This window comes from Comamonas humi (assembly GCF_054782535.1).
In genome coordinates this window covers 180,987-206,098 of sequence record NZ_BAAGSH010000019.1, presented here as the reverse complement: position 1 = coordinate 206,098, position 25,112 = coordinate 180,987, and the positions used below count along the sequence as shown (strand labels likewise).

Below are 25,112 nucleotides of genomic sequence, written 5' to 3'. Positions count from 1 at the left end.
TGCTCCTCGAAAGATCAGAAAGTCTTGTTCAGGGCGACGATGGCGCGCCCCTTGTTCACCCAGCCGAAATAGCTGCGCTTGTTGGCCCCCACCCAGGCGGCACTGAGCGCGAAGCCGTCGCCCAGGTCGTAGGCGCCGCCCACGCTGTAGTCCACGTAGTTGGGCACGCCCAGGTCCTTGATGTCGCTGGAAAAGCGCGTGTAGCCCAGCGCCAGCTTCAGCGTCAGCTTGGGCGCGATCTCCTGCGCGTAGGCCACGTTCAGGTAGCCGGTGTTGCGGCCTTTCATCGATCCATCGATCTTGTTGCCGGCCCAGCCGAAATAGTCCTTGGACACGGTGTGCGAGTACTTCACCGTCAGCGGACCGTAGGTGCCGGCGCCGTACAGCTCGGTGGTGTTGCCCGTGCTGTTGCCGGGGTACACATAGGTCAGCGCGCCCACGTCCCAGTCCACGTCGGCCGCCTTGAACTTGTAGCCGCCGTAGAAGTCCATCTCGACCTTGTTGTTGTCGAGCCAGTTGACCATCGAGTTCCAGTTGCCCACATAGAAGCCCGAGTCGCCGAAGGCGTAGTCCACGCCGCCCTGCAGCGCCGGCTTGATGACCCGTGCATGCGCGGTGTTCTGGTCCTGCCCGCGGAACTTGTAGTTCGTCGTCAGCCCCAGGTTGGCCGACCACTGCGCGCTGGCCGCCATAGGCGCCAGTGCCACCAGGGCGGCCAGGGCCCAGTGCTTGCCGGTAGGTTTGTCGAACTTCGCCATCATTCACCCCTTTGCATCGTCTTGCTTGGATGGCTGTGGCAATGCAGGGAGCGTGCCATTTGAAGTAAAAATAACCCGCAATCCCCATCCAATAAGCGCAAGCAGCTATCAAATTTGCAAATTGACAACGCCTTTGCCAGCCCAACCCTTGCCATCGCCCGCGTTCTTGCCCATGCTTGTGCACAGCGGTGCACCAACACGCACCGGCGCAAATGCACCAACATGGTGCATCGATGGCAGAAAAAAACGCAGAGAGGGTTCCATGAGTCTTGCAATGGTGCAAAGCCGGGCGCTGGTCGGGCTGCAGGCGCACGCGGTGTCGGTGGAAGTGCATCTGGCCAATGGCCTGCCCAGCTTCACGCTGGTGGGCTTGGCCGATGTGGAGGTGAAGGAGGCGCGCGAGCGCGTGCGCTCAGCGCTGTCCAACAGCGGGCTGGAGTTTCCGCACAACAAGCGCATCACCGTCAACCTGGCGCCGGCCGACCTGCCCAAGGACTCGGGCCGCTTCGACCTGGCGATCGCCATCGGCATTCTCGCGGCCAGCGGACAGATCGACGGCACGCAACTCGCGCACTACGAGTTCGCCGGCGAGCTGTCGCTGTCGGGCGCGCTGCGGCCGGTGCGCGGCGCGCTCGCCGCCAGCATGGATCTGCACCAGCGCGGCCTGCCGGTGCGCCAGGTGCTGCCGCCGGGCAGTGCCGAGGAAGCCGCCCTGGTGCCCGGCGCCGAAATCTACCGCGCCGAACACCTGCTCGACGTGGTGCGCCACTTTGCGCTACAGCCTGAGGCCGATGCGCCCGCCGCCGATGGCTGGCGCCGGCTCACGCCGCCCACCGACCTGCCCGCGGGCGAGCATGCCGACCTGGCCGACGTCAAAGGGCAGACCGCCGCCCGGCGCGCGCTGGAGATCGCCGCCGCCGGCGGGCACAACCTGCTGATGCTGGGCGCCCCGGGCGCGGGCAAGTCCATGCTGGCGCAGCGCTTTGCCGGCATCCTGCCGGCGATGACCGTCACCGAGGCGCTGGAGAACGCCGCGCTGCACAGCCTGGCCGGGCGCTTCGATCCCGCGCGCTGGGGCCAGCGCAGCACCCAGGCGCCGCACCACACCGCCAGCGCCGTGGCCCTGGTGGGCGGCGGCAGCCCGCCGCAGCCCGGGGCGATCTCGCTGGCCCACCGGGGCATCCTGTTTCTGGACGAGTTGCCGGAGTTTCCCCGTGCCGCGCTCGAGGCGCTGCGCGAGCCGCTGGAGACCGGCCACATCACCATCGCGCGCGCCGCGCGGCAGGCGCAGTTTCCGGCGCGCTTCCAACTGATCGCGGCGATGAACCCCTGCCCCTGCGGCTTCCGCGGCTCTCGCCAGCGCGCCTGCCGCTGCACGCCCGACCAGGTGGCGCGCTACCAGTCGCGCATCAGCGGGCCGCTGCTCGACCGCATCGACCTGCACCTCGAAGTCGCGCCGCTGCCGCCCGACGAGCTGCTGCATGCGCCGGCAGGCGAGCCCTCGGCCGCAGTGCGCGCCCGCGTGGTCGCCGCCCGGGCACGCGCCGTGCAGCGGCAGGGCGTGGAGAACCAGCAGCTGCAGGGCCAGCTGCTCGATGCCCACCACCAAGCCGAGCCCGCGGCGCTCGCGCTGCTGCAGACGGCGGCGCACAAGCTCGGCTGGTCGGCGCGCGGCATCCACCGCGCGCTGCGCGTGGCCCGCACCATCGCCGACCTGGCGGATGCCGGGCACATCACGACCGCGCATGCCGCCGAGGCTGTGCAGTACCGGCGGGCCTTGCTGGGCGGTGCGGACTGAGCCGCGCCCCCGGTAAAACTTGCCACAATGGTGCATGCCCACACCATCGCAGTCCTTCGTCCACCGCGTCCGCAGCCAGCTCGACAACCTGCCCGCCACCGAAAGGCAGCTGGCCCACTTCCTGCTGGAGTTTCCCGGCGAACTCGCGAGCTATGCCGGCAGCGAGCTGGCGGAGCTGGCGGGCGTGTCGCCATCGACCGTGAGCCGCTTCATACGGCGCATCGGCTACGGCAACTACGAAGAGGCACGGCGCCATGCGCGCGAAGAGCGCGAGAGCGGCTCGCCGCTGTTCCAGGCCAGCACCGGCAGCCAGCCGGCGGCCAGCAGCGTCGCGGCGCATTTCCAGCAGTCGCAGGCCAACCTGGAGGCCAGCTTCGCGCGGCTGTCGGACCGCACCATGGCCGAGATCGCCAAGAGCCTGGCCAGCGCGCGGCAGGTGCTGGTCTTCGGCAGCCGGGCCAGCCATGGCTTCGCGGCCTACCTGCGCTGGCAACTCGTGCAGGTGCTGCCGCGCGTCACCACCATCCCCGGGCCGGGCGAATCGCTGGGCGAATACCTGGCCGACATCGGCCGCGATGACTGCGTGATCGCGTTCGGCATGCGCCGCCCGACGCGCCAGATGCGCGACCTGCTGCAGGCCGCCACCCAGGCACGCGCCAAGCTGCTGTTCATCAGCGACAGCAGCTCGCCCGACCACGCCGGTGCGACCTGGTCGCTGCCTTGCGACTGCCGCGGCACCGGCCGGCTCGACGACCACGCGGCAGTCATGGCGGTGTGCAACCTGATCGCCACCACCACCATCGAGGCCTGCGGCGCAGCCGGCCGCAAGCGCCTGGCCGCCATCGAGCTGGCGCACGAGGCGCTCGAAGAGCTCTAACCCCAGCCCCGGGGAAACCCCCGTTGACGCCTGGCAAGGCGATTTCTACATTACACCCCTAAATGAAATTCAAATTTCACATAAATCAAAATGTGAAATCTGGATGGCATTCACCGGGGGCTACGCCCTCCTTCCCGTCCCAACCCAGGAGTAGCCATGGCTGGCCCCGCACTTTCCTCCGGACCTGATTCCCCCCGCGTCGCCGAGCTCGACCGAGCGCTCGACCAGATCGGCGTGACCCGATCGCACCACACCATCATCTTCCTGATCCTCATCGGCTGCCTGTTCGACGCGTTCGAGCAGAACGCCGTCGGCATCGTCGGGCCCATGCTGCGCGAGCAGTGGGGCCTGACGGCCGCCGACATCGGCATGCTCAACACGGCCACCTTCGCCAGCGCGGCCGTGGGCCGCATCCTGTCGGGCCTGATCGCCGACCGCTGGGGCCGCCGCACCATGCTGACGGTGGACCTGCTGCTGTTCACCATCGGCGCGGGCATCTGCGCCGCCGCGCCCAACCTCACGGTCATGGCGCTGGGCCGCGTGGTCGTGGGCTTCGGCCTGGGCGGCGAGATCGCCATCGCCGTCACCATGCTGGCGGAGTTCTGCTCCACCAAGTTCCGCGGCACGGCCGTGGGCCTGGTCAACGTGGGTGCCGGCGGCCTGGGCAACTTCCTGGCCCCCGGTTTCGGCCTGCTGGTGTTCACGCTGTTCCCGGGCGACAACGCCTGGCGCTGGCTGTTCATCGCGCTGATGGTGCCCGCGCTGCTGGGCGCCTTCTACCGCCGCTACATCCCCGAGACGCCGCGCTTTTTGCTGTCGCAAGGCCGCATCCGCGAAACCAACGTGGTGCTGTCCAAGCTGGCCAGCGGCCGCCTGTCGGCCAAGAACACGCCGGTGACGGCCTTCCTCACCGACGACGGCAAGGCCCCCTCCGCGGCCGCCAAGGTCAAGGTGCGCGTGACCGAGATCTTCCGCGGCGCGCTGGCGCGGCGCACCATCCCGCTGTGCATCACGATCTGGATGGCCTACGGCGCGCAGATCTCGGTGCTGACGCTGATGCCGACCATCCTGGTCACGCTGGGCTATACGGTGTCCAAGAGCCTGCTGTTCACGATGATCATGCAAGGCGGCAGCCTGCTGGGCGCCATCGCGGCCTCGGCGCTGGGCTTCAGGTTCCCGCGCAAGCGGGTGCTGACGGCCGGCGCGGTCTGCGCCGGCGTGGCGGCCCTGGTCATCGGCTTCGCGGCCAAGAGCATCGTCATGCTGCTCGTCGCCGGCGCCATCTTCCAGTTCTTCGTGCTGCTGCTGAACACCACCATCTGGATCTTCGCCCCCGAGCTCTACCCCACCCGGGTGCGCGCCTTCGGCACCGCCTTCATCCTGGCCACCGGCACGGCCGCCGGCGCCTTCATGCCGCTGGTGGCAGGCCGCCTGCTCGAGAGCGCGGGCATCGCCGGCATCTTCGGCATGGTGGCCGCGATGTACGCGGTCTTCGTGGTCAGCGTGCAGAGCGTGCCCGAGACCTATGGCCGTTCGCCCGACGCCGAGCCGCTGCTCGCCGAAGAGCCCCAGGCCGCGCCGCGCACCGCCTGACCCTGCCTTACCGACGACTTTTGCTTATGCCCAATATCCTGCTCATCAACCCGAACTCGTCCCATGCCACCACCGAGATGATGGTGCGCATCGCGCAGGCCGATGCGCCGGCCGGCTTCACCGTCGTCGGCGTCACCGCCAGCGGCGGCCCGTCGATGATCGTGAACGAGACCGAACTCCAGGCCGCGGCCGTCGAGGTGGAGCGCGTCTGGCGCAGCGCCAGCGTGCCCTGTGCCGGCGTCATCATCAGCGCCTTCGGCGACCCAGGCGTCGACCAGGTACGCGCCCTCAGCGGCGCCACGCCCGTAGTCGGCATCTGCGAGTCCTCGATGCTCGAAGCCGCCGAAGGCGGCCGACGCTTCGGCGTGGCGACGGTGACGCCCGACCTGGTCGACGCCATCGACGCCAAGGCCCGCCAGCTTGGCCTGGGCGAGCTCTACACCGGTGTGCGGCTCACGCCTGGCGAACCGCGCGCCCTCACGGCGCACCCCCAGTCGCTGGAGGACGCGCTGGCCGTGGCCACGCAGGAGTGCCTCAACGAAGGCGCACAGGCCGTGATCATCGGCGGCGGCCCGCTGGGCCAGGCCGCGGTGAGCCTGTCCAAACGCTTCGACATGCCGCTGATCGCCCCGATCAGCGCCGCGGTGCGCCGGCTGGGCCGGCAGATGGCCGCCGCCACCGCATAAACGCCTGCGTTATCAAAAACAGGAGCTGCTTGCGCTTTGTACATCTTGGATTTCAATATATTTCATATTGAAATCCAATGATGAAAAGCGCAAGCAGCTCCTTTTTTAATAGTAGAAAATACCGGCCCCGGTGCCGCCGGCCTGCGGCGGCGCCGGCTTTTTATTCGCTACCATAGCCCCCACCAAACCATCCATCGACAAAGGGTCCGCATGGCCAGAAAGCCAGTCACGGTGGCGACCGACACGCGTGAAAACCTGCTGCGCCACGCCGCAAGGATGCTGGGAGCCCACGGCTACGCAGCCACCACCATGCGCGCCATCGCCGAGCAGGCTGGCATCGAGGCGGCCAGCATCTACTACCACTTCGCGTCGAAGGAAGACCTAGTCGAGCATGTGATGGCGCACGGCGTGGCGCAGTGCGAGCAGACGCTGCAGGCGCACCTGGATGCGCTGCCCGCCGGTGCCAATTCCCGCCAACGCTTCGAAGCCGCCGTCGCCGGCATTCTGGATGGCTTCGTCACCCACAGCGACTTCGCCGCCGCCAACAGCAAGCTGCTGGGGCAGCTGCCCGAGAAACTGCAGCGCCAGCAGGACAAGCGCCACCAGCAGCACCGCAAGGTCTGGGACCGGCTGCTGCTGGAGCTGCAGGCCGAGGGCTACCTGCGGCCCGACGTGGACCTGGGCCTGTGCCGCGTCTTCATCCTCGGCACGGTGAACTACGCCCAGGCCTGGTACAACCCGCGCAAGGGCTCGATCGCGCAGGTGGCGAAACAATTCTGCACAGTTTTCTTCGAGGGCATGGCACCGCTCAAGGTCCCGGCCTGAGGCGGGCCGGCCGCGCCGGCGGCACAATACGCGCATGAGACCGGATGCCGTTCGCGACATTGTGCTGGCCTATGCCATAGAGACCGCGCCCCCTTCGCCCGCCCTGCCCACGCCCGAGCGCTGCCAGGCCCTCACGGCCGACACGCTGCACGCGCTGGGTTCCGAGCCGCTGCCGCCCGGCGACGCCCCCACCACGGCGTCGCCGCGCTTCCAGGCTTTCGTGCAGCAGCGGGCCGCGCGCATCATCCAGGCCAGCGAACTTCCCGCCGACGTGCGGCAGGTGTGGCAGCAAAGCGCCCGCCTGGCGCCGTGGATTCCGCTGGCCATCGTGGCGGGCGCGCTGCTCGTGGGCTTTGCGGGCCACCGCATCGCCGACCCGCACCGCGTGAACCTGCTGTCGCTGCCGCTGCTGGCCCTGGTGGCCTGGAACCTGCTGATGTACGCCTGGCTGCTGCTGCACGGCACCTGGGCCTGGCTGCGGCGCGCGCCGCCGGCGGCTGCACCGCTGGTGCCGACCGCGCTGGCCGAGGCCGCCGCCCCTGCCTCGGCCAGCGCGGCGCCGCCCTGGTGGCAGCGCCTGTCGGGCAAGCGCTGGCAGCCGCTGCGCGGCAACCCCTTGCGCAAGATGGCGCTGGCCTTCGAGAAGAACTGGTGGAACCTGGCCCGCAACGCGCGCCACGCGCAGTGGCTGCAGTGGCTGCACCTGGGCGCCGCGATGCTGGCGCTGGGCGCGCTGGCCTCGCTGTGGACCACCGGGCTGACGAACGCCTACCAGGTCGGCTGGGAAAGCACCTTCCTGTCGGCCGAACAGGTGCAGCGCCTGCTGAACGCACTGTTCTGGCCTGCACAGGCGCTGCTGCACGCCAGCCCCTGGTCGCTGGCCGACATCCAGGCACTGCAGGGCTGGGTGGCGAACCCCGAGGTGCCGCCCGTGCCCAATCGCATGTTCACGCCGCCCTCGATAGGCGCGCAGTGGGTGGTGGCCTATAGCACGCTGCTGGCGGCCGTGGTGGTCGTGCCGCGCACCCTGCTGGCGCTGTGGCAGTGGGCGCGTGCGCGCTGGCTGCGCAACCGCCTGCCTCTGCCCTGGAAGCAGGCTTACTTCCAGGACCTGCTGCGCGACTTTGGCGGGCTGGCCACCACGCTGCGCATCACACCCTACAACCTGGCGCCGTCGCCCGAGCGCCAGCAGGTGCTGCAGGCCTGGGTGGCGCAGCAGCACGGCGCCGGCGCGCAGCTGCAGTGGCAGAACACCGTTCGCTACGGCGACCCGCTGCCGCCGGCCGCCGGCCAGGCCGTGGCCGACGGCGCCCAGCCCGTACTGCTGCTCAGCCTGGCCGCGACGCCCGAGGCCGAGGTCCACGGCGTGCTGCTGGCCGAGGCGCGCGAGCGCTGGGGCAGCGGCGCGCAGGTCTGGCTGTGGGCGCAGGACTTCGCCGAGCGCAACCGCGCCACGCCGCGCCGCCTGCAGGAGCGCGAGCAGCTGTGGCGCGAGTTCGTCCGGCCCTACGGGCTGGCGGCCACCATCCTTCCCTGCGCCACGGCATGACGACCGCGATCGACCCGCCACCCGGCGCCGACACCAGCATCGCCTGGTGCCTGCTGTCGCACACCAATATCGGCAAGACCACGCTGGCGCGCACGCTGCTGGCCGACGACGTCGGCGAGATCCAGGACGCCGCCCACGTCACCAGCCAGTCGCAGCGCTACCTGCTGGAGAAGAGCGGCCAGGGCGACACGCTGTGGCTGTGGGACACGCCGGGCTTCGGCGACTCGCTGCGCCTGTACGAGCGCCTGCGCCAGCAGGGCAACCCGCTGGGCTGGTTCCTCACCCACGTCTGGGACCGCTGGCGCGACCGGCCCTTCTACCTGAGCCAGCGCGCGCTGCTGGCCGCGCGCGACCATGCCGACGTGATGCTCTACCTGGTCAACGCCGCCGAAGACCCGGCCGACGCCGGCTACTGGGAGTCGGAGATGCGCATCCTGCAGTGGATGCGCAAGCCCGTGGTGGTGGTGCTGAACCAGATCGGCAGCGACACCTCGCCCGAGCAGACCGCGGCCGACCTGCAGCGCTGGCAGCGCGCCACCGCGGCCTTCGGCGACACGGTGCGCAGCGTGCGCGTGCTCGACGCCTTCACCCGCAGCTGGCGGCACGAGAGCGAGGTGCTGGGCTCCATCGCGCCGCTGCTGCCCACCGCCAAGCAGGCGGCCTACCAGCGCCTGCTGCAGTCGCGCAGCGCGCGCGAGCGCGAGCGGGTCGAGGCCTCGCTGCAGGCGCTGGCCGCGCAGCTCGCCGCCGCCGCCCGGCTGCAGGAGCAGGCCGATGCCCCCGAGCAGGCGCTGTGGCAGCGCGCGCTGCACCTGGTCAAGAGCCGGATCAAACCCGCGCCTGACGCCAGCCCGCAGGAGGCCGGCGCCATGCAGCGCCTGCTGCACCAGCTGCAGGCGCAGGACGTGGAATGCACCCAGCGCCTGCTGGCGCTGCACCGGCTCGACGGCAACGCGGCCAGCCAGATCCAGCAGCAGCTGCGCGAGCAGTTGCAGATCAGCACGCCCATCGACCCGCAGGCCGCAGGGCTCTGGGGCGCGCTCACCGCCGCCGCCGCCAGCGGCCTGGGCGCCGACCTGCTGGCCGGCGGCATGACGCTGGGCGCCGGCGCGATCCTGGGCGCGCTGGTGGGCGCGGTCACCTTCGCCGGCGCGGCCTGGGGCGCCAACAAGGTCTTCGACCAGCAGGCGCAGCGCTTCACGCTCTCGGGCCCCTACCTCGATGCGCTGGCCGCGCAGGCCCTGCTCAAGTACCTGGTGATCTCGCACTTCGGCCGCGGCCAGGGGCGCTACACCAGCCCCGCCGCGCCCCAGCGCTGGAACGACGCGGTGCAGGCCGCGCTGCAGGCCCGGGCCGACGAGCTGGCCGCGCTGTGGCCGCAGCTGCGCGGCACCGTCGATCCTGCTGCACCGCAGCAGGCGCTGCAGCTGCTGCTGGCGCAGTGCCTCGATCAGGCGCTGGCGCGGATCGACGCTGTCGCGTAAATGCGTCAACAATCGTCGTTGCACGGTTTGTCCTCTTGCCGCGCGCCGGGGACGGGCGCAGCATGGGCCGGTCACGCATGTGCGTGGCATATCGACTAGCCACATCCGATAGAGAGGACATCTGTATGCGCACCCCTTGGAAAACCTGGCTCGCCACCGCACTCGTCGGCAGCTCGGCCGCCGTATTCGCCCAAACGCCTGCGGCCACCGCGCCTGCGCCGGCCAAGCCACCTGCGGCAACGGCTCCGGCAGCTGCAGCCCCTGCGCCGGCTCCTGCGGCTGCACCTGCCCCCGCGCCGGCTCCGGCCGCAGTCACCCCTGCCGCCGCGCCGGCCGCAACCGCAGCAAAATCGCAGACCTTTGTGTGCAAGGACGGCAGCAGCGTGACCGCCGCCACCGCCAAGGGCGCCTGCGCGGGCCACAAGGGCATCGACAAGGACGCCACCGCCGCCCAGGCAGCGAAGGCCTCCAAGCGCTCGGCCACCCCGGCTCCCGGCGGCGGCGCCGGCATGGTCTGGGCCAACGAGGAAACCAAGGTGTACCACTGCCAGGGCGACCGCTACTACGGCACGACCAAGAAGGGCGCCTACATGAGCGCGGCCGACGCCAAGGCCAAGGGCCTGCACGCCGCCAAGAACAGCAAGAACTGCGCGTCGTAAGCGCAACCCGCAGCCAACCACCCCGCACGGCGCAGGCCCTGCGGGGTTTTTACTATCAAAAACAGAGCTACTTGCGCTTTCTGGATAAGCGCTAGACCGGCTTTTTATTCAAAACCCGCTGCCAGGCCAGCGCCGCATAGCCTGCCAGCCCTTGCGGGAACAGCAGCACCAGCGCCAGCATCACCCCGCCCAGCGCGGCGCGCCAGTAGTCGGTGCTGCGCGCCAGCGCATCGTGCAGCCAGGTGAAGCCGAAGGCACCCACGATGGGCCCGGCCAGCGTCTGCACCCCGCCCAGCAGCACCATCACCAGGCCATCGACCGAGCGGGCCACGCCCATGGTCTCGGGCGAGATGCTGCCCTTGGAGAAGGCGAACAAGGCCCCGGCCAGCCCCGCTACCGCACCTGCCAGCACAAAGCCGCGCCATTGCAGGCGCGCCACATTCATGCCGATGGCCTCGGCGCGCAGCGGCGAATCGCGTCCGGCGCGCAGCGCATAGCCGAACGGCGCATGCAGCACGCGCCACAGCCACAGCACCGCCACGGCGGCCAGCGCCAGCACCAACCCGTAGAACCAGCGGCGGTCCGACAGCCATGCGGCCGGCCAGATGCCGGTCAGGCCATTGCTGCCGCCGGTGACCGAGTCCCACTGGAAGGCCGTGGCCCAGGTGATCTGCGCGAACGCCAGCGTCAGCATCGAGAAGTACACGCCCGACAGCCGCACCGCGAACCAGCCGAACACCCAGGCGCCCAGCGCTGCCACCAGCGGCGCCAGCAGCAGCGCCGCCTCCATCGGCAGCGCGGCGGCGCGCAGCAACAGCGCCGCGCCATAGGCCCCCAGCCCGAAATAGGCCGCATGGCCGAACGAATGCAGGCCGGCCGGCCCCATCAGAAAATGCAGGCTCACCGCGAACAGCGCGGCAACCAGCAGGTCGATCAGCAGCACCAGCGTGTACGAGCCCTCGCCCGCCAGCCACGGCATGGCCGCGAGCAGCAGGCCCGCCAGCACGCCCACCGCCCACGCGCTGCGGCCGGGCGCGCGCAGCGGCTGCTCGGGCCGGCCCTGGTGGCGCTGCGGCGGCTGCGGCCGGCCCAGCAGGCCCCAGGGCCGCAGCACCAGCACCACGGCCATCACCACGAAGTCCGCCACCAGCGTGAGCTGCGGAAACGCCACCGCCACGCCCGCGATCTCGACCACGCCGAGCCAGATGCACAGCGACTTGACCAGCGACACCAGCAGCGCCGCGAGGTAGGCGCCGACCAGCGAGCCCATGCCGCCGACCACCACCACCACGAAGACCGCGCCTATGGTCTGCAGGTCCAGCTCCAGCATCGCCGGCTCGCGCGGCAGCTGCAGCGCGCCGCCCAGCCCGGCCAGCAGCGCGCCCAGCGCGAACACCGCGGTGAACAGCCAGGCCTGGCGCACGCCCAGCGCCGCCACCATCTCGCGGTCCTGCGTGGCGGCACGCACCAGCACGCCGAAGCGGGTTTTGTGCAGCAGAAGCCATACCAGGCCCAGCACACAAGGGCCAGCCGCTATCAAAAACAGATCGTAGCTGGGGAAGGCGCGGCCCAGGATGTCGACGGCGCCCTCCAGCCCCGGCGCGCGCGGCCCCAGCAGCTCGTCGGGCCCGCACAGCCACAGCACCGCGTCCTTGATGACCAGCACCAGCGCAAAGGTGGTCAGCAGCTGGAACAGCTCGGGCGCCCGGTAGATGCGCCTGAGCAGCACGATCTCGACCACCGCGCCCAGCAGGCCCACGCCCAGCGCCGCCAGCGGGATCGCCAGCCAGAAGGCCCAGCCGTCACCCCAGGGCGCCAGCGCCTCGGCCAAGCGGTAGGCCGCGTACAGCCCCACCATGTACAGCGAGCCGTGGGCGAAGTTGACGATGCGCGTGACGCCGAAGATCAGCGACAGCCCCGCCGCCACCAGGAACAGCGACGAGGCCCCGGCCAGGCCATTGAGCAATTGAACCAGCAGCCCCGAAAAGCTCATAAATCACCGCATCTACCGGCAAATTTCCGCCAAATGCTCAGGAAGCCGGGCGCAGCTTCTTCACTTCCTCGTCCGACGGCAGGTAGTTCTTGCCGTCGCGGTAGACGTAGTCCACCATCTCGCCCTTGCCTTTCACCTTCTTGAGCCTGCCCACGTAAGCGCCCATGGTCGACTGGTGGTCCTGGGCGCGGTAGGTGATCATGCCGAACGGCGACAGCAGCTGCAGGCCCTCGAAGGCCTTGACCAGCTTCTCGGTGTCGGTGGAGCCGGCCAGCTTGATGCCGGCCACCAGCGACTTGATGCCGGTGTAGCCCACCACCGAGCCCTGGCGCGGGTAGTCCTTGAAGCGCGCCTGGTAGGCCAGGAAGAAGGCCTTGTGCTCGGGCGTGTTGATGGTGTGCACCGGGTAGCCGGTGACGATCCAGCCGTCGGGCGTCTCGTTCTTCAGCGTGTCGAGGTACTCGGGCTCGCCGCTGAGCACGCTCACCACCGGGCGGTCCTTGAACAGCCCTCGCGTGTTGCCTTCGCGCACGAACTTGGTCAGATCGGTGGCGAACAGCACGTTGAAGATCGCATCCGGCTTGGCATCGGCCAGCGCCTGCACCACGCTGCCGGCATCCACCTTGCCCAGTACCGTGGCCTGTTCGGTGACGAACTCCACGTCGGGCTGGGCCGCCTTCATCTTCGCCTTGAAGGTGGCGATGGACGACTGGCCGTATTCGTAGTTGGGGTAGACGATGGCCCAGCGCTTCTTCTTGAGCTTGACGGCCTCCTCCACCAGCATCGACACCTGCATGTAGGTCGAGGGCCGCAGGCGGAAGGTGTAGGCGTTGCCACTGCTCCAGACCATCTTGTCGGTCAGCGGCTCGGTCGCCAGGTAGAAGAATTTCCTCTGCTTGGCAAAGTCGGTCAGCGCCATGCCGGTGTTGGACAGGAAGCCGCCCGCCAGCACATCGACTTTCTCGCGCGAGATCAGCTCCTCGGCCACGCGCACCGTGTCGCCGGGGTTGGCGTTGTCGTCGCGGGTGATGAGCACCAGCTTCTTGCCGTTCACGCCGCCGCCGGCGTTGACCTCGTCCACCGCCAGCTCCATGCCGCGCTTGTAGGCCTCGAGGAAGGCGGGCTGGTTCTTGTAGCTGTTGATCTCGCCGATCTTGATCACGTCCTGCGCATGGGCCGCCGGGGTGGCCAGGCCGGCCCCGGCCAGGGCGAGTGCGGCGCCGGCCAGCCAGGCGCGGCGAACAAGCAAAGTCTTCATGCAGATATCTCCAGATCGATGGCAGGCACGCAGCGGACCCGCGCAGGGGCCGCTTTTGGAACCGCGCCATTGTCGCCGCTTCCGGGCCGAAGCGCCGCCCCCATCCGCCGGCAGGCAGCATCGTTGGAAATTTAATCTTATTGAGATTATATGTATTCGTATTTCATCTAATTTCGATTTTATGAAGAGCGTTGCATCATGCAGGCTTCGATACACGGCAAGGGGTGCGCGACATGGACGTGGTTCAGCAACTGGTGGCCCAACTCGGCGACAGCGCCGTGCTGCGCGGCCCCGAGGACATGGCCGGGCACCTGAGCGACTGGCGCGGGCGCTACCAGGGCCGCGCGCAGTGCGTGGCCCTGCCGTCCACCACCGAGCAGGTGGCGGCGATCGTCAGGCTCTGCCGCCAGGCCGGGGCGCCCATCGTGGTCCAGGGCGGCAACACCAGCCTGTGCGAAGGCGCCGTGCCGCGCGCCGAGCTGCCCGGCACCGTGGTCATCAACCTGGCCCGCATGCGCCAGGTGCGCTCGGTGGACGTGGCCAACAACTCCATGGTGGTCGAGGCCGGCTGCGTGCTGGCCGCCGTGCAGCAGGCCGCCGCGGCGCACGATCGGCTCTACCCGGTGAGCCTGGGCGCCGAGGGCTCGTGCCAGATCGGCGGCAATATCGCCACCAACGCAGGCGGGACGGGCGTATTGCGCTATGGAAATACGCGCGAGAACGTGCTGGGGCTGGAGGTGGTACTGCCCGACGGCCGCATCTGGAACGGCCTGTACGGCCTGCGCAAGAACAACACCGGCTTCGACCTCAAGCATCTGTTCATCGGCTCCGAGGGCACGCTGGGCGTCGTCACCGCGGCCACGCTGAAGCTGCACCCGCTGCCCACCGCGCGCGCCATGGCCTGGCTGGCGGTGGACTCGCCGCAGACGGCCCTCACGCTGCTGGCGCGCCTGCAGCGCCGCTGCGGCGCCGCGCTGTCGGCCTACGAGCTGATGAACGACGTGCAGCTCAACATCGTGCTGCAGCAGGTAAGCGGCCGGCGCGCGCCGCTGAACCCCCAGCACCCCTGGCATGTGCTGGTGGAGCTGTCGGACACCGGCGGCGAGGCCGTGCTGGCCGCCGCGCTCGAAGAGGTGCTGGAAGCCGCCGCCAGCGAGGGCCTGCTGCTCGACGCCGCGCTGGCCGCCAGCGGCCAGCAGCAGGCGGACTGGTGGGAGGTGCGCCACAGCGTCTCCGAAGGCAACAAGAAAGCCGGCATCGGCATCAACACCGACCCGGCGGTGCCGCTGTCGGCCGTGCCCGCCTTCATCGCCCAGGCCACCGCGGCGGCGCACCGCGTGCTGCCGGGCGCGCCCATCATCGTCGTCGCCCACCTGGGGGACGGCAACGTGCACTTCATCCCGCAGGTGTCGTTCGAACAGTGGCGCGCACTGGCGCCCGAACAGCAGGACCGCCTGTCGCACGCCGTCAAGCAGGCCGTGAACGAGGTCGCGCACGCGCTGGGCGGCACCTTCAGCGCCGAGCACGGCATAGGCCAGGTGCTGACCGAGGAAATGGGCCTGTTCAAGCCCCCGGTCGAACTCGACCTGATGCACACCATCAAGCAGGCGCTCGATCCCGAGCAGCTTTTCAACCCTGGGCGCTTGTTGCCCGCCACGCCTTCCCACTGAAAGGAATTCCCGATGACCGACATCCGTTCCGCCCAACAAGCCCCCCAGGTATCGCGCCGCCAGGCGCTGAAGGCCGCGGCCGCCGGCGCCGGCCTGATCGCCGCCCCCGCCGTGCTGCGCTATGCGCGCGCCCAGTCCAAGCGCATCGTGGTGCGCGACGACGGCGGCATCTACACCAAGGCCTACGGCGCGGTGTACTACAAGCCCTTCACGCAGAAGACCGGCATCGAGGTGGTTGGCGTGCAGGCCACGGCCGAGCCGGTGGCGCAGATCCGCAGCATGGTCGAGACCAAGAACTACACCTGGGACATGGCCAAGATCAGCCAGCCGGCGATCCTGCTGCTCACCTCCGGCGGCAAGCCACTGCTGGAGAAACACGGGCTGGAGAACGATCCCTTCGTCAAGACCATTCCCGCGCAGTACATGTCGCCCTACGGCGTGGGCACCAACGTCTACAGCACGGTGCTGGCCTACCGCAAGGAAGCCTTCAAGGGCCGGGCCGAGCCCAAGTCCTGGGCCGACTTCTGGAACGTGAAGGACTTCCCCGGCCGCCGCGCGCTGCGCAAGCACCCGTTCGACACACTGGAAGAGGCGCTGATGGCCTCGGGCGTGGCCAACGACAAGGTCTACCCGCTGGACCTGGACCGCGCCTTCAAGACCCTGGACCAGATCAAGCCCAAGGTGGACGTGTGGTGGAACTCGGGCGCGCAGGTGGAGCAGATGCTCAAGTCCGGCGAGGTCGACCTGATCGCCACCTGGGTGTCGCGCCCGCAGTCGGCCAACGCCGACGGCGCCAACATCGGCATCGTCTGGAACCAGAACATCTGGGGCGTGGACAGCTGGTCCATCCTGGCCGGCACGCCCAATGCCGACGCCTGCCGCGAGTTCATCAAGTTCGCGTCCGAGCCGCAGCGCATGGCCTCGCTGGTGCAGTACTTCGCCGCCGGCGTCACCCAGCCCGAAGCCTTCAAGCACATCAAGCCCGAGCTGGCCAAGGACTGCCCGACCTTCCCCGACAACATCAAGACCGGCCTGCAGATCGACGCCAAGTACTGGCTGGCGAACCAGGCCGCCGTGATCGAGAAATTCAACGGCTGGGTGCTGAAGTGACGAACGCGAAGCTATCGATCGCCGGGCTCGCCAAGCGCTACGGCTCGTTCGTGGCGCTGCACCCCACCGACCTGCAGGTCGCCGAGGGCGAGTTCCTGACCCTGCTCGGCCCCTCGGGCTCCGGCAAGACCACGCTGCTGAGCATGATCGCCGGCCTGGCCGTGCCCGACGAGGGCCAGCTGCTCATCAACGGCCAGGACGTGACCTATGGCGCGCCCTACGAGCGCGACATCGGCATGGTGTTCCAGAACTACGCGCTGTTCCCGCACATGACCATCGCGGAGAACATCGCCTTTCCGCTGAAGATGCGCAAGGTAGATCGCGCGGCGGCGATGAAGCGTGCGCAGGAAGCGCTGGAGCTGGTGCACCTGCCGCATGTGGCGCAGCGCTTTCCCAAGGAGCTGTCGGGCGGCCAGCAGCAGCGCATCGCGCTGGCGCGCTGCCTGGTCTATAAGCCCTCCATCGTGCTGATGGACGAGCCGCTGGGCGCACTGGACAAGAAGCTGCGCGAGCACATGCAGCTCGAGATCAAGCGCATCCACCGCGAATCGGGCACCACCATCGTCTACGTGACTCACGACCAGGAAGAGGCGATGACCATGTCCGACCGCATCTGCCTAATGAACGGCGGGCGCATCGAGCAGCTCGGCACGCCGGGCGACCTGTACTTCCGCCCGCGCACGCCCTTCGTGGCCGACTTCCTGGGCGAGAGCAACCTGCTGCAGGGCGCAGTGGTGCAAGCCGCGGACGGCCAGGCCGAGATCGCGCTGGCAGGCTCGGGCACGGCGATCCGCGCCTCGGCCCACCAGCCGCTGCCGGCCGGCGCGGCCGTGCGCGTGATGGTGCGGCCGCAGAACATCGCGCTGGGCAGCGCCCTGGGTGACGCCCAGCAGTCGTTCACCGGCCAGGTCATGGACACCATGATCACCGGCGGCCTGACCAAGCTCTACCTGTCGGCCGCGCAGCTCGGCAACGCGCCCATCGTGCTGTCCTTCCCCACGTCGGTGAACACGCCAGGCTTCGGTATCGGCAGCAGCGTGGCCTTTGGCTGGGCCAGCGCCGACGCCGTGGCCGTGCCGGAGCAGCCATGAGCGCCGCCGCCACTCCCCGGCCGGCCTGGGTCAAGCCCGTGCTGATGGCGACGCCGCTGGTGCTGCTGTTCCTGGTGCTGCTGGTCTACCCCGTGGGCCAATTGCTGCTGCTCAGCATCTACAGCGACGGCGCCTTCACGCCCGCCAAGTACCAGCAGCTGTTCGCCTCGTCGGTGTACATGGACACCATGTTCATCACGCTGAAGATCTCGCTGATCACGGCGCTGCTGTCCATCGTCGGCGGCTACCCGGTGGCCTACCTGATCTCGTCGCTCTCCAAGGAGCGCAAGAGCCGCTGGGTGTTCTGGGTGCTGCTGTCGTTCTGGACCAGCTTCCTGGTGCGCGCCTTCGCGTGGATCGTGATGCTGGGCCGCAACGGCGTGGTCAACCAGCTGCTGCTGGCGCTGGGCCTGCAGGATGCGCCGTCGAACATGCTCTACAGCTTCGGCGCCGTGCTCGTGGGCATGGTGCATGCGCTGATGCCGCTGGCGGTGCTGACCATGCTGTCGGTGATGGAGAACATCGACCGCAACCTGCCGCGCGCCGCGCTCACGCTGGGCGCGCGCCCCGGCACGGCGTTCTGGCGCGTGTATTTCCCGCTGTCCATGCCCGGCGTGGCCGCGGGCGCCATCATGGTGTTCGTGACCGCCGTGGGCTTCTTCATCGTGCCGCAGCTGCTGGGCGGCCGCAAGGAGACCATGATCACCCAGCTCATCATCGAGCAGGTGCTGCAGGTGATGAACTGGGGCTTCGCCGGCTCGATCTCGGTGCTGCTGCTGGTGGTGGTGCTGGCCGTGTTCGCGCTCTACGACAAGGTGCTGGGCCTGTCCACCATGACCGGTGCGCAGTCCACCAAGGCCAACCACAGCAGCGGCTTCCTGCGCAATGTCTCCGACGCGGTGCTGGGCTTCCTCGGCACGGCCAGCGACAGGCTGATCGCGCTCATCCCCCGCTCGCGCCGCCGCGAGGTGCAGCAGGGCGACTCCACGCCGCTGCGCGTGGCCGTTGTCGTGCTGCTGTTCTTCCTGAGCGTGCCGGCGCTGCTGATGATCCCGATGTCGTTCGCCGGCAAGTCGGGGCTGAACTGGCCGCCGCAGGGCTTCACGCTGCAGCACTACCAGGACATGCTGGCCTCGCCGCTGTGGCTGTCGGCCACGCTGCGCTCGTTCACCGTGGGCTTCTTCGCGGCGCTGGCGGCCATGGCCGTCGGCACGCCGGTGGCCTTCCTGCTGGTGCGCGGCCAGATGCGCGGCAAGGCGCTGGTGCTGGGCTTCGTGCTCGCGCCGCTGATCGTGCCGCGCATGATCATCGCCGTCGGCATGTTCTATTTCTTCGCCAAGGTGGGCCTGGTGGGTACCTCGCTGGGCCTGGTGCTGGGCCACACGGTGATCGCCATCCCCTACGTGGTGATGACCATGATGGCCGTGCTGCGCAACTACGACACGCGGCTGGACCTGGCCGCGCAGAGCCTGGGCGCACGCCCCTGGCAGACGCTGCGCTACGTGACCTTCCCGATCATCGCGGCGGGCCTGACCTCGTCCTTCCTGTTCGCCTTCGCGACCTCGTTCGACGAGCTGACGATCTCGCTGTTCGCCTCGGGCGGCCTCAGCTCCACGCTGCCCAAGCAGTTCTGGGACGAGGTGACGCTGCAGATCTCGCCGGTCATCGCCGCCGTCTCCACCTGTTTGTTCGCCTTCATCGGCATTTTGATCACCTGTGCGGACTGGCTGCGCCGCCGCACCTCCGCATGACGCAAAGAACCACCATGACTACACGCATCACCTCGCAGACCCTGAAGGGCATCTTCCCGGCCCTGGCCACGCCGGTCACCGCCGACGGCCGCATCGACGCCGCCGCGCTCAAGGCCCTGCTGGCCCACCTGGCGGGCAGCGGCATCAGCGGCACCGTGCCGCTGGGCGGCACCGGCGAATACGGCGCGGTGTCGCGCAGCGAGCGCGCCCGCATGGTGTCGCTGGTGCGCGAGCACCTGGCCCCCGGCCTGCCGGTGATCGCCGGCGTGCTCGACCCGGGCTTCCACGACGCCATGGACGCCGGCAAGGCGCTGGCCGCCGCCGGCGCCGACGCGCTGATGGTGCTCACGCCCTACTACACCACGCCCACGCAGCAGGGCATCCGCGACTACTTCCTGCGCTACGCCGATGCTTCGCCGCTGCCGGTGGTGATCTACGAGATCCCGTACCGCACGCGCATCGCCATCGCGCCCGAGGTGCTGCACGAGCTGTCGCGCCACGAGAACATCATCGGCATGAAGGCCTGCAACACCGACATGTACCACTTCCTGAAGGTGGTGGCCGGCGTCTCCGATGATTTCTCGGTGCTCAGCGGCGAAGACACGCTGCTGCCCGTGCACATGGCGGCCGGCGCCCAGGGCGGCATCGTCGTCACGGCCAACCTCCTGCCCAAGACCTGGAACGCCATGTACCAGCTGCTGGCCCAGGGCAAGACGGCCGAGGCGCTGCAGCTGCACCGCGAGCTGATCCCGCTGATGGACCTGGCCTTCGCCGAGACCAACCCCGGCCCGATGAAGGCCGTGTGGGACCTGGTGGGCGTGCACGCGCCCCACCTGCTCGCGCCGCTGGTGACCTGCAACCCGGCGCTGGCCGCGCGCCTGCGCACCGAGCTGGAAAAGCGCCTCGCGCACGAGAACCAGCTCTGATGCTCCCCGCCGTCAAGGACTACCGCGCACTGGCGCGCCGGCGCCTGGCCCGGTTCGCGTTCGACTACCTCGAGGGCGGCGCCGAGGACGGCCAGGCCATGGCGCGCAACCTGGCCTCTTGGGGCCGGGTCACTTTCCAGCCGCGGGCGCTGGTCGATGTCTCCGAGGTCGATGCCGGCATCGATCTGTTCGGCCGCCGCCAGGCGCTGCCGGCCCTGGTCGGCCCCACGGGGCTGAACGGCCTGTACTGGCCGCGCGCCGAAGAGGTGCTGGCCCGCGCCGCGCACGCGGCGGGCCTGCCTTTCGTGCTATCCACCGCATCCACCTCGCTGATCGAGGAGGTGCGCGCCGCCAGCGCCGGCGACCTGTGGCTGCAGCTCTATGTGCAGAAGGACCGGCGCATCGCCGAGAGCATGATGGCGCGCGCGCAGGCCGCGGGCTTTTCCGCGCTGATGCTGACGGTGGACACCATGGTCCACGGCAAGCGCGACCACGACATCCGCAACGGCTTTCGCATGCCCATCCCGTGGACGCCGCGCCTGCTGGCCGACCTGCTCGCGCACCCGCGCTGGTGCCTGCGCATGCTGCGCCAGCGCGGCTCGCCGCAGCTCGTCAACCTGGCCCGCAGCTCGGGCATGGCCGCCGACCTGCAGCAGCAGGCGGCCGTGATGAGCCGCCAGATGGACATGGCACTGACCTGGGACGATCTCGCCTGGGTGCGCCGCCACTGGCGCGGGCCGGTGCTCGTCAAGGGCCTGCTCACCGCGCGCGACGCCGTGCAGGCGCTCAACGCAGGCGCCGACGGCATCGTCGTCAGCAACCACGGCGGGCGCCAGCTCGACGGCGCGCCCAGCCCGCTGGAGCAGCTGCCCGGCATTGCCGATGCGCTTCGTGGCAAGATGCGCATCCTGGTCGACGGCGGCGTGCGGCGCGGCAGCGACCTCGCCAAGGCGCGGGCCCTGGGCGCCGATGCGGTGCTGCTCGGGCGGGCGCCGCTGTACGGCCTGGCCGCCCGCGGGCCGCAGGGCGTGGCCAAGGTGCTGGACATATTGCGCGGCGAGTTCGAGACCACGCTGCGCCTGCTGGGCGCCACCCGCGCCGCCGGCCTGGACGCCAGCTACCTTGCTTAAAAACAGGAGCTGCTCGCGCTTACCCTGATTGAAATTTAGATATTTTTCGCTTTGAATGCATTGATAGACAAGCGCCAGCAGCTATGATTTTTAAGAACAACCACCGCAGGCCCGAGCACTGATGCGCACGCCCAAGACCACCGCCGGCAGCCCCGCCGGCGACACCGATCCGCGCGAATCGTCCCTGTTCGTGGGTTCGGTGGCCAAGGCCTTCCAGGTGCTCGAAGCCTTCCGCGACACGCACCGCGAGATGTCCATCGCCGAGATCGCCCGCGCCGCCGGGCTGGACCGCAGCGCGACGCAGCGCATCATCTACACGCTGGAGCACCTGCAGTACCTCCGCCGCCTGCCCGGCTCCAACCTCTACGGCCTGGCGCCCGAGGTGCTGAGCCTGTCGTACAACTACCTGCGCTCGCGCCGCATCATCGACCGCGCCTCGCCCTACCTGGTGGAGATGACGCACGTGCTCGGCGAGACCTCGAACCTGCAGGAGCTCGACGGCCACGAGATCGTCTTCATCGCCCGCATCCCGGGCCGGCATTTGTTCAACTCCGACTTCACCGTGGGCTCGCGCCTGCCGGCGATCTACTCCGCGTCGGGGCGGGCCATGCTGGCGCGGCTCGACGTCGCCGAGCGCGAGCGCATCATCGCCGCCACGCCCATCGCCCGCATCACCGCGCAGACCGAGACCGACCCCGAGCTGCTGCTGCGCCACATCGAGCAGGCCGGCAAGGACGGCTTCGCCATCGTGCAGAACCAGACGGTGATCGGCGACATCTCCGTCGGCGCGCCCATCACCGGCCACGGCGGCCTGCCCATCGGCGCGATCAACATCTCGGTGCCGTCCACGCGCTGGACCGCCGCCAAGGTCGAGGCCGAGCTGCTGCCGCACGTGCTGCTGGCCTCGACCTCCATCTCCAAGATCCTCGACAACTTCTGAAGGGTGCCGCGCGCGCCGGCGCCGCGCCCTTCCTTGATCTGGCGCAGCTTCCAACCCGGGGATATTCCCTTATAACATCTAAGTTGTAGGAATCAGGAACAATAGCGTTTATAGATATACAACCTGCTTGCCGTTCAGGTTTACCCGGGCAAGCCGTTCCTTCCGTTTCACCTTTGCCAGAGTCACTGCCATGAGCGCTTTTCTTGAAGAACGCGTACTGTCCGTCCACCACTGGACCGACCGCCTTTTCTCCTTCACCACCACCCGTGATCCGGCGCTGCGCTTCTCCAGCGGCCACTTCACGATGATCGGCCTGAAGGTGGACGGCAAGAACCTGCTGCGCGCCTACTCCATCGCCAGCCCCAACTACGAAGACCACCTGGAGTTCCTGTCCATCAAGGTGGACAACGGTCCGCTGACCAGCAAGCTGCAGCACATCCAGGTCGGCGACACCGTCATCGTCGGCAAGAAGCCCACCGGCACGCTGCTGATCGACTACCTGCTGCCCGGCAAGAACCTGTACCTGATCGGCACCGGCACGGGCCTCGCGCCCTGGCTGTCGGTCGCGCGCGACCCCGAGACCTACGACAAGTTCGAGAAGGTCGTCGTGGTACACGGCGTGCGCCACGCCGCCGAACTGGCCTACCAGCAGCTGTTCGAGAAAGAGCTGCCCGAGCACGAGCTGCTGGGCGAGATCGTGCAGGACCAGCTCATCTACTACCCCACCGTCACGCGCGAGCCCTTCCGCAACCACGGCCGCATCTCCAACCAGATCAACGCCGGCACCTTCCCGCAGAACATCGGCCTGCCCGAGCTGAACCCCGAGACCGACCGCGTCATGCTCTGCGGCAGCCCCGCGATGCTGGCCGAGCTGAAGGAGCTGCTGGAGCACCGCGGCTTCAAGGAAGGCAACACCACCACGCCCGGCGACTTCGTGGTCGAGCGCGCCTTCGTCGAGAAGTAAGCGCCCGGCCTTCGGCACCAGCCGCGAACCGCCGTCCCCGGACGGCGGTTTTTTTGTGCCTGCCGTATGTGCAAACCCCAGGGATTACCCAGGCACAAAACTGCCGATTATTTCCATCACCTGAACAATGAGTTGTGATTTTGGTGATTTATCTGCGTTCGTCCCGAATCTATACTTCCCCCATCGTTGAACGAAAAGCACAACACCTCAACGCTCCGGCTCAACGAAGCGATCGGCCACCGGGCCGACCGCCACTCTCGAAAGGATTTGGAAAATGTTGAACGCACGTATCTTGACCGTTGCCGCCGCCCTTGCCCTGGGCACCGTCGCCGCACAAGCCGGCTCGCTGTACGAAGGCGAAGGCTCGCAGGCCCCCGCCGTGGCCGCCACCAGCACGCTGACCCGCGCCCAGGTGCAGGCCGAAGCCGTGCAGGCCCTGCGCGACGGCACGCTGCCGGTGATCGGCGACCGCATGGACTTCCCCCAGGCACAGGCCAAGTCCACGCTGACCCGCGAAGCCGTGCGCCAGGAAGCCATCCAGGCCGCCCGCTCGGGCCGCACCGTGGAAGGTGACGGCTACTACGGCGAATAAGCCGCTAGCCACGCGCCGGAGCCACGTCCGGCGCGCACCCCGCACGGGCCCTTCGCACACTCCAAGGGCCGGTGCGAGAAAAGCTGCCACTACGGCAGCTTTTTCTTTTTCCGGGCTGGCACCGGCCAGGCGCCCGCCGGTGCCGTGGCCCGATGACCTTGCGGCGCGGTGCGGAGATGCGGGCTCCATTTGCCAATGAAAACGATTCTCATTACATTCTGACATTCCGCGTTTTCAATTCCTTGACCTTCCGCCATGCAATCCATCCTGATTGCGGCCGCCCTCGCCCTGGGTGCGGCCGCCCCGATGAGCCAGGCCGCAGCCGCCGGCAACGTTCAACAGCCTGTGAAGCAGAAGCTTTCCGTCTCGGAGGTGGTCAGGCACTACGGCACGCTGGTCCATGCCAGCTACGCGGACTCGGTCACGTCGGCCCAGGCCATGCAGAAGGCGATCCAGGCCTTGGTGGCCGCGCCCAGCGAGCAGAACCTGCAGCGCGCCCGCAAGGCGTGGCTGGCCGCGCGCGAGTACTACGGCCAGACCGAGGCCTTCCGCTTCTACGGCGGGCCGATCGACAGCGACACCGGCCCCGAGGGCCAGATCAACGCCTGGCCCATGGACGAGTCCTATGTCGACTATGTCGAAGGCAACCCCGAGGCCGGCATCATCAACAACCGCAAGGAAGTGATCAGCAAGAAGCGCCTGGCCGAGCTCAACGAGCATGACGGCGAGGAGAACGTCTCCACCGGCTGGCATGCGATCGAGTTCATGCTCTGGGGCCAGGACCTCGACGACCAGGGCGCGGGCAACCGGCCCTACACCGACTATGTCGACGGCAAGAAGCCCAATGCCGACCGCCGCCGCCAGTACCTGAAGGTCGTGACCGAGCTGCTGGTCGAGGACCTGCAGTCCGTGGCCGACCAGTGGAAGCCCGGCGCCAGGAACTTCCGCGCCGGCTTCGAGCAGCAGCCCGACGACGCGCTGCGCCGCATCTTCGTCGGCCTGGGCTCGCTGTCGCGCGGCGAGCTGGCCGGCGAGCGCCTTGAGGTCGCCATGGCCAGCCGCGACCAGGAGGACGAGCATTCCTGCTTTTCCGACAACACGCACCGCGATGCCGTGACCAATGCCCAGGGCATCCTCAACGTCTGGCAGGGCCGCTACCAGCGCCTGGACGGCAGCCTGCTGCAGGGCCCGGGCATCCGCGACTGGGTCGCCGCCAAGGACGCCGCGCTGGCCGACAAGGCCACGCGCCAGATCACGCAGTCGGTCGAGGCGGCCAAGGCCATTCCCGCGCCGTTCGACCAGGCCATCCAGGGCGCGCGCGACTCGGCCTCGCGCGCCAAGGTCCAGGCCACGATCGACAGCCTGGTCCAGCAGAGCAAGGACCTGGTCGAGGCAGCCCATGCGGTCGGCATCGCCCAGCTCAACCTCGTCGACCCCAAGCAGCAGTAAACCGGCCCC

Annotated in this window: 22 protein-coding genes; 18 read left to right on the top strand and 4 right to left on the bottom strand. The window is 68.9% G+C overall.

The features are described 5' to 3' along the window. Positions 1-14: 14 nt before the first annotated feature. Both ACYVKR_RS21130 and ACYVKR_RS21125 read right to left on the bottom strand, forming a co-directional pair. Entirely contained in the window at positions 15-758 is a 744-nt protein-coding gene (locus tag ACYVKR_RS21130) for a TorF family putative porin (RefSeq protein WP_460482945.1), read from the bottom strand. A gap of 108 nt (positions 759-866) precedes the next feature. After that, the gene (locus ACYVKR_RS21125; protein WP_460482944.1) at positions 867-1,022 is read right to left on the bottom strand and encodes a hypothetical protein; all 156 of its coding nucleotides are present in this window, start codon (positions 1,020-1,022) and stop codon (positions 867-869) included. Here ACYVKR_RS21125 and ACYVKR_RS21120 point away from each other — a divergent pair. The 8 genes from ACYVKR_RS21120 (at position 1,021) to ACYVKR_RS21085 (ending at position 10,229) form a co-directional block, all read left to right on the top strand. Then, positions 1,021-2,556, top strand: a complete 1,536-nt coding sequence (locus tag ACYVKR_RS21120) for a YifB family Mg chelatase-like AAA ATPase (protein ID WP_460482943.1) — start codon at positions 1,021-1,023, stop codon at positions 2,554-2,556. The genes ACYVKR_RS21125 and ACYVKR_RS21120 overlap by 2 nt on opposite strands. 34 nt (positions 2,557-2,590) lie before the next feature. Beyond that, positions 2,591-3,433 carry a MurR/RpiR family transcriptional regulator gene (locus ACYVKR_RS21115; protein WP_460482942.1) on the top strand — a complete coding sequence of 281 codons (843 nt, stop codon included), beginning with the start codon at positions 2,591-2,593 and terminating at the stop codon, positions 3,431-3,433. 156 nt (positions 3,434-3,589) lie between these two features. Further along, entirely contained in the window at positions 3,590-5,026 is a 1,437-nt protein-coding gene (locus ACYVKR_RS21110) for an MFS transporter (RefSeq protein WP_460482941.1), read from the top strand. A 26-nt stretch (positions 5,027-5,052) separates the two neighbouring features. Next, on the top strand, positions 5,053-5,712 hold the full coding sequence (locus tag ACYVKR_RS21105; protein WP_460482940.1) for an aspartate/glutamate racemase family protein: 660 nt from the start codon (positions 5,053-5,055) through the stop codon (positions 5,710-5,712). Between the two features lie 210 nt (positions 5,713-5,922). Further along, positions 5,923-6,537 carry a TetR/AcrR family transcriptional regulator gene (locus ACYVKR_RS21100; protein ID WP_460482939.1) on the top strand — a complete coding sequence of 205 codons (615 nt, stop codon included), beginning with the start codon at positions 5,923-5,925 and terminating at the stop codon, positions 6,535-6,537. Positions 6,538-6,571: 34 nt separating this feature from the next. Next, complete coding sequence (locus ACYVKR_RS21095) at positions 6,572-8,086, top strand: DUF2868 domain-containing protein (protein ID WP_460482938.1); 1,515 nt, start codon at positions 6,572-6,574, stop codon at positions 8,084-8,086. Continuing rightward, positions 8,083-9,570 carry a GTPase family protein gene (locus ACYVKR_RS21090; protein WP_460482937.1) on the top strand — a complete coding sequence of 496 codons (1,488 nt, stop codon included), beginning with the start codon at positions 8,083-8,085 and terminating at the stop codon, positions 9,568-9,570. The genes ACYVKR_RS21095 and ACYVKR_RS21090 overlap by 4 nt, the downstream gene beginning before the upstream one ends. A gap of 125 nt (positions 9,571-9,695) precedes the next feature. Beyond that, positions 9,696-10,229 carry a hypothetical protein gene (locus tag ACYVKR_RS21085; protein WP_460482936.1) on the top strand — a complete coding sequence of 178 codons (534 nt, stop codon included), beginning with the start codon at positions 9,696-9,698 and terminating at the stop codon, positions 10,227-10,229. A 91-nt stretch (positions 10,230-10,320) separates the two neighbouring features. Here the strand turns inward: ACYVKR_RS21085 and ACYVKR_RS21080 are convergent, their stop codons facing one another. Both ACYVKR_RS21080 and ACYVKR_RS21075 read right to left on the bottom strand, forming a co-directional pair. Beyond that, complete coding sequence (locus ACYVKR_RS21080; RefSeq protein ID WP_460482935.1) at positions 10,321-12,222, bottom strand: ABC transporter permease; 1,902 nt, start codon at positions 12,220-12,222, stop codon at positions 10,321-10,323. 37 nt (positions 12,223-12,259) lie between these two features. Then, positions 12,260-13,480: an ABC transporter substrate-binding protein gene (locus ACYVKR_RS21075; protein ID WP_460482934.1), complete on the bottom strand. Its 1,221-nt coding sequence runs from the start codon at positions 13,478-13,480 to the stop codon at positions 12,260-12,262. Between the two features lie 233 nt (positions 13,481-13,713). Between ACYVKR_RS21075 and ACYVKR_RS21070 the strand changes: the two genes are divergently transcribed. From ACYVKR_RS21070 to ACYVKR_RS21025, 10 genes are all read left to right on the top strand, one after another. Continuing rightward, positions 13,714-15,150 carry an FAD-binding oxidoreductase gene (locus ACYVKR_RS21070; protein ID WP_460482933.1) on the top strand — a complete coding sequence of 479 codons (1,437 nt, stop codon included), beginning with the start codon at positions 13,714-13,716 and terminating at the stop codon, positions 15,148-15,150. 12 nt (positions 15,151-15,162) lie between these two features. Continuing rightward, positions 15,163-16,260, top strand: coding sequence for an ABC transporter substrate-binding protein (locus tag ACYVKR_RS21065; protein WP_460482932.1), 1,098 nt, complete (start codon positions 15,163-15,165; stop codon positions 16,258-16,260). Next, positions 16,257-17,351, top strand: a complete 1,095-nt coding sequence (locus tag ACYVKR_RS21060) for an ABC transporter ATP-binding protein (protein ID WP_460482931.1) — start codon at positions 16,257-16,259, stop codon at positions 17,349-17,351. Before ACYVKR_RS21065 ends, ACYVKR_RS21060 begins: the two co-directional genes overlap by 4 nt. Then, positions 17,348-19,102: an ABC transporter permease subunit gene (locus ACYVKR_RS21055; RefSeq protein WP_460482930.1), complete on the top strand. Its 1,755-nt coding sequence runs from the start codon at positions 17,348-17,350 to the stop codon at positions 19,100-19,102. Before ACYVKR_RS21060 ends, ACYVKR_RS21055 begins: the two co-directional genes overlap by 4 nt. 14 nt (positions 19,103-19,116) lie before the next feature. Next, the gene (gene dapA, locus ACYVKR_RS21050; RefSeq protein WP_460482929.1) at positions 19,117-20,028 is read left to right on the top strand and encodes a dihydrodipicolinate synthase family protein; all 912 of its coding nucleotides are present in this window, start codon (positions 19,117-19,119) and stop codon (positions 20,026-20,028) included. Beyond that, complete coding sequence (locus ACYVKR_RS21045) at positions 20,028-21,158, top strand: alpha-hydroxy acid oxidase (RefSeq protein ID WP_460482928.1); 1,131 nt, start codon at positions 20,028-20,030, stop codon at positions 21,156-21,158. The genes dapA and ACYVKR_RS21045 overlap by 1 nt, the downstream gene beginning before the upstream one ends. Positions 21,159-21,279: 121 nt before the next feature. Then, positions 21,280-22,098: an IclR family transcriptional regulator gene (locus tag ACYVKR_RS21040; RefSeq protein ID WP_460482927.1), complete on the top strand. Its 819-nt coding sequence runs from the start codon at positions 21,280-21,282 to the stop codon at positions 22,096-22,098. Between the two features lie 190 nt (positions 22,099-22,288). After that, positions 22,289-23,062 carry a ferredoxin--NADP reductase gene (locus ACYVKR_RS21035; RefSeq protein WP_460482926.1) on the top strand — a complete coding sequence of 258 codons (774 nt, stop codon included), beginning with the start codon at positions 22,289-22,291 and terminating at the stop codon, positions 23,060-23,062. 274 nt (positions 23,063-23,336) lie between these two features. Next, complete coding sequence (locus ACYVKR_RS21030; RefSeq protein ID WP_460482925.1) at positions 23,337-23,654, top strand: DUF4148 domain-containing protein; 318 nt, start codon at positions 23,337-23,339, stop codon at positions 23,652-23,654. Positions 23,655-23,909: 255 nt separating this feature from the next. Then, on the top strand, positions 23,910-25,103 hold the full coding sequence (locus ACYVKR_RS21025) for an imelysin family protein (protein ID WP_460482924.1): 1,194 nt from the start codon (positions 23,910-23,912) through the stop codon (positions 25,101-25,103). Positions 25,104-25,112 lie beyond the last annotated feature (9 nt).